Annotated in this window: 13 protein-coding genes; all 13 read right to left on the bottom strand. The window is 55.4% G+C overall.

Going from position 1 to position 9,323, the window contains the following annotated elements; translation table 11 throughout:
- Window positions 1-420: 420 nt before the first annotated feature.
- Window positions 421-828: a type VII toxin-antitoxin system HepT family RNase toxin gene (gene hepT, locus JN12_RS10090; protein ID WP_145022043.1), complete on the bottom strand. Its 408-nt coding sequence runs from the start codon at window positions 826-828 to the stop codon at window positions 421-423.
- A complete protein-coding gene (locus JN12_RS10085) occupies window positions 818-1,252 on the bottom strand; it encodes a nucleotidyltransferase domain-containing protein (RefSeq protein WP_246125829.1) in 435 nt (144 codons plus the stop codon). The genes hepT and JN12_RS10085 overlap by 11 nt, the downstream gene beginning before the upstream one ends.
- A gap of 99 nt (window positions 1,253-1,351) precedes the next feature.
- Window positions 1,352-1,810, bottom strand: a complete 459-nt coding sequence (locus tag JN12_RS10080) for a HepT-like ribonuclease domain-containing protein (RefSeq protein WP_145022041.1) — start codon at window positions 1,808-1,810, stop codon at window positions 1,352-1,354.
- Window positions 1,801-2,094 (bottom strand): nucleotidyltransferase domain-containing protein, encoded by a 294-nt coding sequence (locus tag JN12_RS10075; protein ID WP_145022039.1) that lies wholly within the window; start codon window positions 2,092-2,094, stop codon window positions 1,801-1,803. The genes JN12_RS10080 and JN12_RS10075 overlap by 10 nt, the downstream gene beginning before the upstream one ends.
- 241 nt (window positions 2,095-2,335) lie before the next feature.
- Window positions 2,336-2,788 carry a hypothetical protein gene (locus JN12_RS10070; protein WP_145022036.1) on the bottom strand — a complete coding sequence of 151 codons (453 nt, stop codon included), beginning with the start codon at window positions 2,786-2,788 and terminating at the stop codon, window positions 2,336-2,338.
- Complete coding sequence (locus JN12_RS10065) at window positions 2,785-3,066, bottom strand: nucleotidyltransferase family protein (protein ID WP_145022033.1); 282 nt, start codon at window positions 3,064-3,066, stop codon at window positions 2,785-2,787. The genes JN12_RS10070 and JN12_RS10065 overlap by 4 nt, the downstream gene beginning before the upstream one ends.
- 204 nt (window positions 3,067-3,270) lie before the next feature.
- Window positions 3,271-3,699: a HEPN domain-containing protein gene (locus JN12_RS10060; protein ID WP_145022030.1), complete on the bottom strand. Its 429-nt coding sequence runs from the start codon at window positions 3,697-3,699 to the stop codon at window positions 3,271-3,273.
- Window positions 3,668-3,982, bottom strand: a complete 315-nt coding sequence (locus tag JN12_RS10055; protein ID WP_145022027.1) for a nucleotidyltransferase domain-containing protein — start codon at window positions 3,980-3,982, stop codon at window positions 3,668-3,670. The genes JN12_RS10060 and JN12_RS10055 overlap by 32 nt, the downstream gene beginning before the upstream one ends.
- A gap of 209 nt (window positions 3,983-4,191) precedes the next feature.
- Window positions 4,192-4,890, bottom strand: coding sequence for an HI0074 family nucleotidyltransferase substrate-binding subunit (locus JN12_RS10050; RefSeq protein ID WP_170241890.1), 699 nt, complete (start codon window positions 4,888-4,890; stop codon window positions 4,192-4,194).
- Window positions 4,880-5,908, bottom strand: coding sequence for an NAD-dependent epimerase (locus JN12_RS10045; RefSeq protein WP_145022021.1), 1,029 nt, complete (start codon window positions 5,906-5,908; stop codon window positions 4,880-4,882). The genes JN12_RS10050 and JN12_RS10045 overlap by 11 nt, the downstream gene beginning before the upstream one ends.
- Window positions 5,909-5,927: 19 nt before the next feature.
- Window positions 5,928-7,217 (bottom strand): nucleotide sugar dehydrogenase, encoded by a 1,290-nt coding sequence (locus JN12_RS10040; RefSeq protein ID WP_145022018.1) that lies wholly within the window; start codon window positions 7,215-7,217, stop codon window positions 5,928-5,930.
- A 2-nt stretch (window positions 7,218-7,219) separates the two neighbouring features.
- Entirely contained in the window at window positions 7,220-8,215 is a 996-nt protein-coding gene (locus JN12_RS10035; protein ID WP_145022015.1) for a GDP-L-fucose synthase family protein, read from the bottom strand.
- Window positions 8,216-8,228: 13 nt separating this feature from the next.
- A complete protein-coding gene (gmd, locus tag JN12_RS10030; RefSeq protein WP_145022012.1) occupies window positions 8,229-9,278 on the bottom strand; it encodes a GDP-mannose 4,6-dehydratase in 1,050 nt (349 codons plus the stop codon).
- Window positions 9,279-9,323 lie beyond the last annotated feature (45 nt).

Below are 9,323 nucleotides of genomic sequence, written 5' to 3'. Positions count from 1 at the left end.
GGCGGCATACGCATTGAGGTGTACCAGATGCTTGGGTAGTCTCATGAGCTTTCTCTTGAACGGCTTCTTCTGCTTCATCACTCCGGCCTCCGCAATAATGATCGGCAAGCCGGAAAGGGGAACTGTCGGATACGGCTCTCTTCTGAACGGGATAGCAGATGCTTCACCAATGACAAAATCGCCAGCTCCCGGACCATGCTAATCGACGGGCACAAGGCACCAGTGTTAAAGCGGCCTCCTCATCCCGGCTGCCAGAGGAACCGTAAATGATCCATAGGAAAACAGCAAGTTACTCTTTGACAAAGCGCTGCCTTGGCAGCGTGGAGTGCTAATCATTCAGTGACTCGTAACTGGTGACTCAAGCCCTGAACTTCGTATCGCACGTTCAACGATACATCCCATGATGCCCCTCGGTGCGGGTCAGTCGGAGACAATCGAGGACTCCAGAAAACGCGAGACAAAGCGGTACTGTTCGCAACGCACCAACTCCATGTCAATATTCATGTAGTCGTGCACGATTCGGTTACGCAGGCCTATGGCAGCATTCCAGGCCGATAGATCGGCGTCGGTTATGACGCATCGGCGACAGAGCACTGCAAACGCATCGTAGGCAGAAACCGGCACCGGCTCGCCGGCTGCCTTGAGGAGTTGTTTTGCCTTCCCGATGGCATTTTCTACCAATATCTGAAATGCATGCAGAACCCCGTTCCGCTCAAGGCGCGAAAGGGAACGGTTTCCGGCGAGAAGAATGGCCCGTGCCTCATCGAGTATTGCAGTCTGCTCCCGCGCAATGAGTGCCGTCTCCGCCTGATAGAGATCAAGCCGCATAGGTCTGCTCCCAGTACTGCTCTTCCAGGTCACGCCACGTTCGCCGGAGGAAATGCTGCCAGGGAAGGCTATCCTCCCCCTTGAGCGGGACCCCCTCTTCCGCAACCACGGCACGCATGGCCAGACGGGCTGCGGGGAGATCGATCAGGTCAATGGCGGCTTCCGCTACATCAAGGAGTGCTGCCACCTGCCGGCGCAGGGTTTCGGTTCGGCCCAACTGCTCAAGCAGACTAATTCCCCTCTGCCACTGGATGACAATATCCCAGTCACTCCCCGAATGTGATCGGTCAACGACTCGGCTCCCGATCAAGACAGCAAATTCCAGCAGCGGCTCGCCTTCAAGGACCTCCCGCAAGAGTTCTGCCAGCCTTTCCGGCGTCTCCGATAAAATAGGGGCACCCTCGTTGCTGTTTCGTGTCATCATGGCTACCCGTCCTTCACCCGACATCTAAAATCAGTGACCGGCAATTCGTGACTCGTAACTGGTGACTCAACGTAAGCCCTCTCAGAGACAGTGTCAACCTCAATACTGTCGGTATTTCTCAGTGTAGGTCATGATTCTATTGACACTATCGAACAGATGCGGCGTGTTCAGGAGAACCCCGACGTAAAGGCTCTTGATATCATCATCCGATTCAGCATATTCATGGGCTATTCTGTTCCGCAGTTTTCGGATCTCGACAAACTTGAGCGAAGATGAGACAAGCCCCTTTTTCTCGGCTCTGTTTATGGCATCGCGAATAGTTTCAGGCGGCTCTTCAAGATCAAGGATATCTATGAGTTTTATTGCCTGCTTTATGATGAGGTCGGCCAGTCTCGCGAATTTGGACGTCAGTGACTCAAATCTGTCCTGCTCTTCCAGATCGTAGATCTCTTTTACTCCCAGCGCACGACACTTTTCATATGAGTATTCGAGGGTCTCCCTGGCTCGTTTAAGTTTGGCAAGAAACTCCTCAAGATACTCAAAATCCTCTAGTGCCATAGCCTGATTGCTCCTCTGGCAAGAATCATTTTGACAAAAGGAGCCTTAACATCCGATCCGGTTATAACAAAATCCACCTTTTGTTCTTCAATATGCTTGAACAGCTCCTCTTCAAGAAGAAACGTCATATCTCTGTGGATTACGTCTGATTTGATCAATATATCTATGTCTCCCCCTCTTGCTGAGTCATCAAGGCGAGAACCGAACAGATAAATCTCTGCATTCCTGTCGAATTGGACTATGGAATCAATAATGGATTGCTGTTCTTGGTCGGTAAGTCTCATACTTCACCCGATATCTAAAATCAGTGAGAACATCAGTGACGTTGTTTACTTGTCAACTAAAGGAAAAACCTGGACAGATTTATTTTTCCAATTTCCTCGGCCGCCCCGGCCCGCTAAACTTTATCCTTTTTTCCAGTTTGCTGACGACCTCGTCGATAAACCTGCTCCCACCAGTCAACTGGCCGCTAAAAACAAATGCATATCGATCTTTCCACCTGCCAGCCGCAAACAACCTGAACGTTCAGGTCCCTCTGGAATATTTTTCACAATACGTTATAGTCCGGTCAACTCCAGCCAGCAGATCTGGCGTCAGCGAAAGCACTTTCCTGAATATGTCGTGAATTGCCTCTGGAAGATATTCATGTGCTATATCGTTTCTGACCATGCGAATCTCAACAAAAACGTCACTACTGACGATCAGTCCTTTCTTCTCCGCCCTGTTGATCCGGTCCCTGATCGTGCCCTGTGCGTCCAAGTCCAGCTCATCTATCACACGAAATATTTTCTGGATCACTATATCGCTCAGCCGTGCAAACCTGCCAGTAAATGACTCAAAACTTTCGAGCTCTTCCGGCTCATATACTTCCTTCATACCAATGGCGCTGCATTTATTGAACGAATAGAGCAGCACCTCCCTGGCATCATCGAGTAACTTCAACTCCTTTACCAACAGTAATTGCATCTGGTCAGTCATAATTCTACACCTGTCTCAAGCGCCAGCTTTACAAAAGGATCTGAATCATCTGCTGCCAGGACAAGATCAATTTTCTGTTCGCCGATAAGCTCATACAGTTTCATCTTGATAGTTCTTTTATCATCGAGGGTCAGCTTGTCGGACATGACAAGAAGATCGATATCGCCACCCTTTTTAGCGTCATCTACGCGTGAACCGAACAGATACACGCGGGCATTTGTATCGAGGCATTTCACCGTAGATAGGATTGCAGCCTGTTCGGAACTCTTAAGCCTCATACACCGGTTACCACCTCACTGCACGAAGACCCACTACAAACCGGAACAGCTTCATTTCCTCAACGTCCTCGGCCGCTCTGGCCCATGAAACTCTATTTTTCCCCAAGTTCCTTCAACCTCGCCTTTAAACCTGCTCCCACCCAGAAATAGCTTCAGGCTTCCAAGATCCCAACTGATGGAATGTCGAAAACGAGACTGAAATCTTCATGACAAGGCATCGTTGCCAATCCTGGTGGCCACGTACCCTTTCAACTTCCGCAAGAGATCAATGAATACCTGAGCATCGTACAAATCATCTGCGATAACCGCATATCGCCCTTCAACCGCAAAGGGGTTGAGATCAATAAGTTTTTCGGTATGATCCGGCAATTCTATTGAATTAACCTGACAGAGTTCGATCAAGCGACGAATATCGTGGATTTTCTCGTAATGAACACCATGAAACGACAACAGGGCTTTCAGGTACTTTTTCGCGGCCTGCTGAAGGTGAAAGAAGATAATTTCAACATCTATTTCTGCATCATCAATGGCAAGGGCATGGGTCGCTAGTGCGAGGTCCGATGTACCTTTCCGATACATCAGCTCATACTGACGTGGAAAGCTAGCGGGCATAGATGACCACGCCCTTTTCATTGGCAGTCCTCATGACCGAACCGGCCTCTTGACTGTAAAAATCGAATTCCTCACGGGACGCGACAATGATATCTTTTGGCAATGGAATGCTCCCGAGCAGATTCCATAAGGCGACACTTGTCTGGCGTTTCGGCAGTGCGGTCTCCGTTACCACTACTAGATCGATATCGCTATCAGGGGCAGGATTCCCGTACGCATATGATCCGAATAGAATTATTTTGAGCGGATGTATCGCGTCGACAATGCGGTTGACGATTTCACCCTGCAATTTTTTTGACAGCATATGAGTTCCTCGCAACTGGAAGAGGCATATTTATAAACTTCTTCGGCCGTTCCGGCCCGCGAAACTCTATCCTATTTCCAGAAAGGAGTTCGAGAGACAATATACGAAACACCTGACCTGCACATGTTCCTCTTCCGTTACCCTTCCCTTACCCGATAACCCAAGGTGACGGTGTCACAGGTTGATGACACCCCCCACGCAATCGGGGTTCAACACTCCCTCAGCTTCTCATCAAGCCGGTTCAGCAGTTCGTCGAAATTCCGCCGATAGTCGTCGAGCCTGATCAAGATGCCGCGGACCTCTTCCTGGTTATAGACATGACTGGTCAGATTGCGTTGTTCGATCATCTCCAGCCAGACAGGTTCATTGGTGAGCAAACCAATGGCGTATGCTTCCTTGAAGCAGGCACGGGGATACTTCGCCTCCACGCCGAGAAAATCAAGACATCGCCGAATCGCCTTCCAGGCCATTTCGTAGGTAAACTCGAAACGTTTGACCGCCAGGTCGAGGAAGATATCACCAAACCCTTCACGCTCCAAGGTTTCCCGCCGATCAAGGGCTTCGCGAAACCGATCGAGTGCGCGACGGTAATTGTAGAGTCCGTCTTCAAAGCGGAGTTTCTTGTCGGCACTGTAAAGGACCCTACCGGTGGCGAAGATCCGTTGCCGGAATCGCTCTTCCGTTTGGGCAATGTTCTTCACGTCGATCTTCAGGAGCGTGGGCAGCTTTTCAACCTCCTCCTCAATGAGCCACGATTCCTTGAATTCCTTGTCGTCATAGGCAATATCGATGTCGCTGGCCGGGGAAGCCTCGCCCGTGGCCCGCGAACCGTAGAGCCAGATCCGCTCGGGTCTGGCATGGCGGAGGATAATCTGTCTGACCTCCCCGATTATCCTTTCAACATCCATAATAGCCCCGGTACCACTCGACGAACCGACGAATCCCCTCCTCGATGGAGGTGGCAGGCTTGAACCCCACATCCCGCATGAGGTCGTCCACGTCCGCATAGGTGGCCGGTACGTCGCCCGCCTGGATCGGCAGCAGGTTCTTTTCCGCCTTCCTTCCCAGGCACTCCTCCAGCACCTCGATGAAACGCATCAGCTCCACCGGGCTATTGTTGCCGATGTTGTAGATCCGGTACGGGGCATAGCTCGTTCCCGGATCCGGGGTATCGCCGCTCCAGCCGCTGTTGGGCACCGGCACGTTGTCCGTCACCCGCATGACCCCTTCGACGATGTCGTCAACGTAGGTGAAGTCCCGCTGCATCTTTCCATGGTTGAACACGTCGATCGGCCGCCCCTCCAGGATCGCCTTGGTAAAGAGGAACAGGGCCATGTCCGGCCTGCCCCAGGGACCGTAGACGGTGAAGAACCGTAAGCCGGTGGTCGGCAGGTTGTAGAGACTTGAGTAGGTGTGGGCCATCAACTCGTTGGCCTTCTTGGTGGCGGCATACAGCGACACCGGATGGTCCACGTTGTGGTGGATGGAGAACGGCATCCGGGTGTTGGCACCGTAGACAGAGCTGGAGGAGGCGTAGACCAGGTGTTTCACCCCGTTGTGCCGGCACCCCTCCAGGATGTTCATGAAGCCGACGATGTTGCTGTCGATGTAGGCGTGGGGGTTCTGGAGGGAGTAGCGGACCCCGGCCTGGGCCGCCAGGTTGACCACCACGTCGAACTGTTCCCGGGCAAAGAGGTCGGCGATCCCATCCCGCTCTTCCAGTGACATCCTGATAAACCGGAAATTCTTTTCCGGTTCCAGCAGGTTCAACCGGTCAAGCTTGAGGCGGACATCGTAGTAGTCATTGACGTTATCCAGGCCGACAACTACATCGCCACGCGCCAGCAGGCGCTGGCTTAGATGGCTGCCGATGAACCCGGCCGCGCCGGTCACAAGAATTTTTTGCGCAGTTTTAGAGGTATTCATTTCTCTCCTTACCGCCTTGCTACATTCTCCAGAGACGGATGCCGCTCTCTTCGATACGGCTCCGCTCGTACAGGCCCTTCACATCCACCAGGAGCGGGCTGTCGCCCATCAGCGCCTTCAGCTGGTCCGGCGTGAACTCCCGGTACTGCTGGTGGGAAACCGCAACAACGACGGCACTGGCCTGCCTCAACTGCTCGAACGGCACCATGGTGACGCCGTACTCGTGCCGCGCCTCGGCTGCATCGGCCAGGGGGTCGTGTACCTGAATATTGACGCCGTAATCCTGCAGCTCCCGGATGATGTCGATCACCTTGGAGTTGCGCAGGTCCGGGCAGTCCTCCTTGAAGGTGAGCCCGAGCACGGTGACCGTGGCGCCGAGGATGTTGTGGCCGGCGTGAATCATCTCCTTCACCGCCCGCTGGGCGATGAATTTGCCCATGCCGTCATTGATCCGGCGGCCCGCCAGGATCACCTGGGGAATGTAGCCGATCTTCTCGGCCTTGTGGGTCAGGTAGTAGGGATCGACCCCGATGCAGTGGCCACCGACCAGCCCCGGCTTGAACTTGAGGAAGTTCCACTTGGTGCCGGCGGCCTCCAGGACATCGTTGGTATCGATGCCGAGCCGGTCGAAGATCAGCGCCAGTTCGTTCATCAGGGCGATGTTCAGGTCGCGCTGGGTATTTTCGATGACCTTAGCCGCTTCGGCCACCTTGATGCTGGCCGCCTTATGCACACCGGCCGTCACCACCGAGCCGTAGACCGCAGCCACAATCTCCAGGGTCGCCGCATCCTGACCGGCCACGACCTTCTTGATCCTGGTAAAGGTGTGCTCCTTGTCGCCGGGGTTGATCCGCTCCGGGGAGTACCCCACCGTGAAATCCGTGCCGCAGGTGAGCCCGGAGACCCTTTCCAGGATCGGCACGCACTCGTCCTCGGTCACGCCGGGGTAGACCGTGGACTCGTACACCACGACATCCCCCTTCTTCAACGCCTTGCCGACCGTCTCCGAGGCCTTGAGCATGGGGGTCAGGTCCGGCTGGTTGGCGTCATCCACCGGCGTGGGAACCGCCACGATGTGGAAGTCGGCGATCTTCAACTCGTCAATCCGGTCCGTGTAGAGGATGTCGGACGAACGGAGTTCCCCGGCAGTCACCTCGCCGGTCCGGTCGATACCGTCCTTCAGTTCCCGAATCCGGACCGCATTGATGTCAAAACCGATGGTCTTTTTGGCCTTGCCGAAGGCCACGGCCACCGGCAACCCCACGTAGCCAAGGCCGACAACCGAGATGGTACGATTATGAGCTGCCATGATCACCCCTTGAACGCCTGTTGATTAGCCAGAAACCATTGATAGGTATCCGCCAGCCCCTCGCGAAGCCCAATCCGGTGGCGCCAGCCGAGCGCCTGCAGCCTGGCGGGATCGGACAGCTTGCGGGGGGTGCCATCGGGCTTGGAACTGTCGAAGACCAGTTCCCCGGCATAGCCGACCGTCTCCTTCACCAGTAAAGCCAAGTCCCGGATGGTAAGCTCCTCGCCGGTGCAGATGTTTACGAACCCCGGTGAGGAGTGAGGAGTGAGGAGTGAGGAGACCGTATCTTCCGGAAGCGTCATTAGAAAGAGTGAGGCATCGGCCACGTCGTCCACATGGATGAACTCCCGGAATGGTGCGCCGGTTCCCCAGACCGTGACCGTGGGCGCACCTGTCGTCTTGGCCTCATGGAACTTCCTGATCAGGGCCGGCAGGACATGGGAGGTTTCCAGATTGAAATTGTCGTTTGGTCCGTACAGGTTGGTCGGCATTGCCGCCAGGAATCGGGTGCCGTACTGGCGGTTGTAGGACCGGCACATGATCAGCCCGGCGATCTTGGCCACGGCGTACGGTTCGTTGGTTGGCTCCAGGGGGCCGGTGAGAAGGTACTCCTCCCTGACCGGCTGGGGGGCGAGCTTGGGGTAGATGCAGCTGCTTCCCAGGAACAGGAGCCTTTTCACCCCGTGGAGATGGGCCTGGTGGATCACGTTGGTCTGGATCATCAGGTTGTCGTAGATGAAGTCGGCCGGGAAGCTGTTGTTGGCCACGATCCCGCCCACCTTGGCCGCTGCCAGGAAGACATGTTCCGGACGTTCGTCAGCGAAGAACGCGGCAACGGCCCGCTGGTCGCGCAGGTCCAGCTCGCTGCTGGTCCGCAGCACCAGGTTATCGTATCCATCGTCCCGGAGTTTCCGGACGATGGCCGACCCGACCAGACCCCGGTGACCGGCAACGTAGATCTTTGAGCGAGGAGTGAGGAGTGAGGGGACAGGGGTCATTTCGAGTTCCTCACTAACCAAGTGCCCGGCGCTCCATTTCGGCCAGTTCGAAGTCGGCGTCCACCATCCGCTGCACCAGACCGTCCAGGTCAACCTTCGGCTGCCAGCCGAGCTGCGTCCGGGCCTTGGTGGCATCCCCCAGCAGGAGGTCAACCTCTGCCGGCCGGAAGTACCTGGGGTCGATGGCGATCAGTTCCCGCCCGGTCCGGGTATCGATCCCCTTTTCGGTCAGTCCGTCGCCCTGCCATGCCAGGGGCATGTCCAGTCGGGCAAAGACCTTTTCGGCGAACGAGCGGACCGAATGGGTCTCGCCGGTGGCCACCACGTAATCGTCCGCCTCCTGCTGCTGGAGCATGAGCCACATCGCCTCAACATAGTCGCCGGCAAATCCCCAGTCCCGCTTGGCATCCAGGTTCCCGAGATAGAGCTGTTCCTGCAGCCCCAGCTTGATCCTGGCCGCGGCCCGGGTGATCTTGCGGGTGACAAAGGTCTCTCCGCGACGGGGCGATTCGTGGTTGAAAAGGATGCCGTTGCAGGCATAGAGCCCGTAGCTCTCGCGATAGTTGACGGTGATATAGAAGGAATAGGCCTTGGCACAGGCATAGGGGGAGCGGGGGTAAAACGGGGTGGTCTCTTTCTGGGGGGTCTCCACCACCTTACCGTACAGCTCGGAAGAGGAGGCCTGATAGAACTTTGTGTTCAGCCCGGTTTCCCGTATCCCCTCCAGGATGCGGACCGCACCCAGGGCATCCACCTCGCCGGTGTACTCGGGCACGTCAAAGGAGACCCGTACGTGGCTCTGGGCTCCCAGGTTGTAAATTTCGTCCGGCTGCACGTCCCGCAGCACCTTGTTGATGGAGCTGGCATCGTTCAGATCGCCATAGTGCAGGAAGAGGCGAACGCCGGTTTCATGGGGGTCGCGGTAGATATGATTGATCCGGCCGGTATTGAACGAAGAGGAACGGCGGATGACGCCATGAACCTCATACCCTTTTTGCAGGAGCAGTTCCGCCAGGTATGAGCCGTCCTGGCCGGTGATGCCGGTAATGAGCGCCTTTTTCATGCACACCTCTCAACAGGGGTTATGGAATTTGTAAACGTACCCTAA

It is taken from the genome of Geobacter argillaceus, from assembly GCF_007830735.1.
Lineage (GTDB): Bacteria > Desulfobacterota > Desulfuromonadia > Geobacterales > DSM-12255 > Geomobilibacter > Geomobilibacter argillaceus.
Note: the sequence above shows the minus strand (reverse complement) of the source record. Positions and strands in the feature narration are given on the sequence as shown.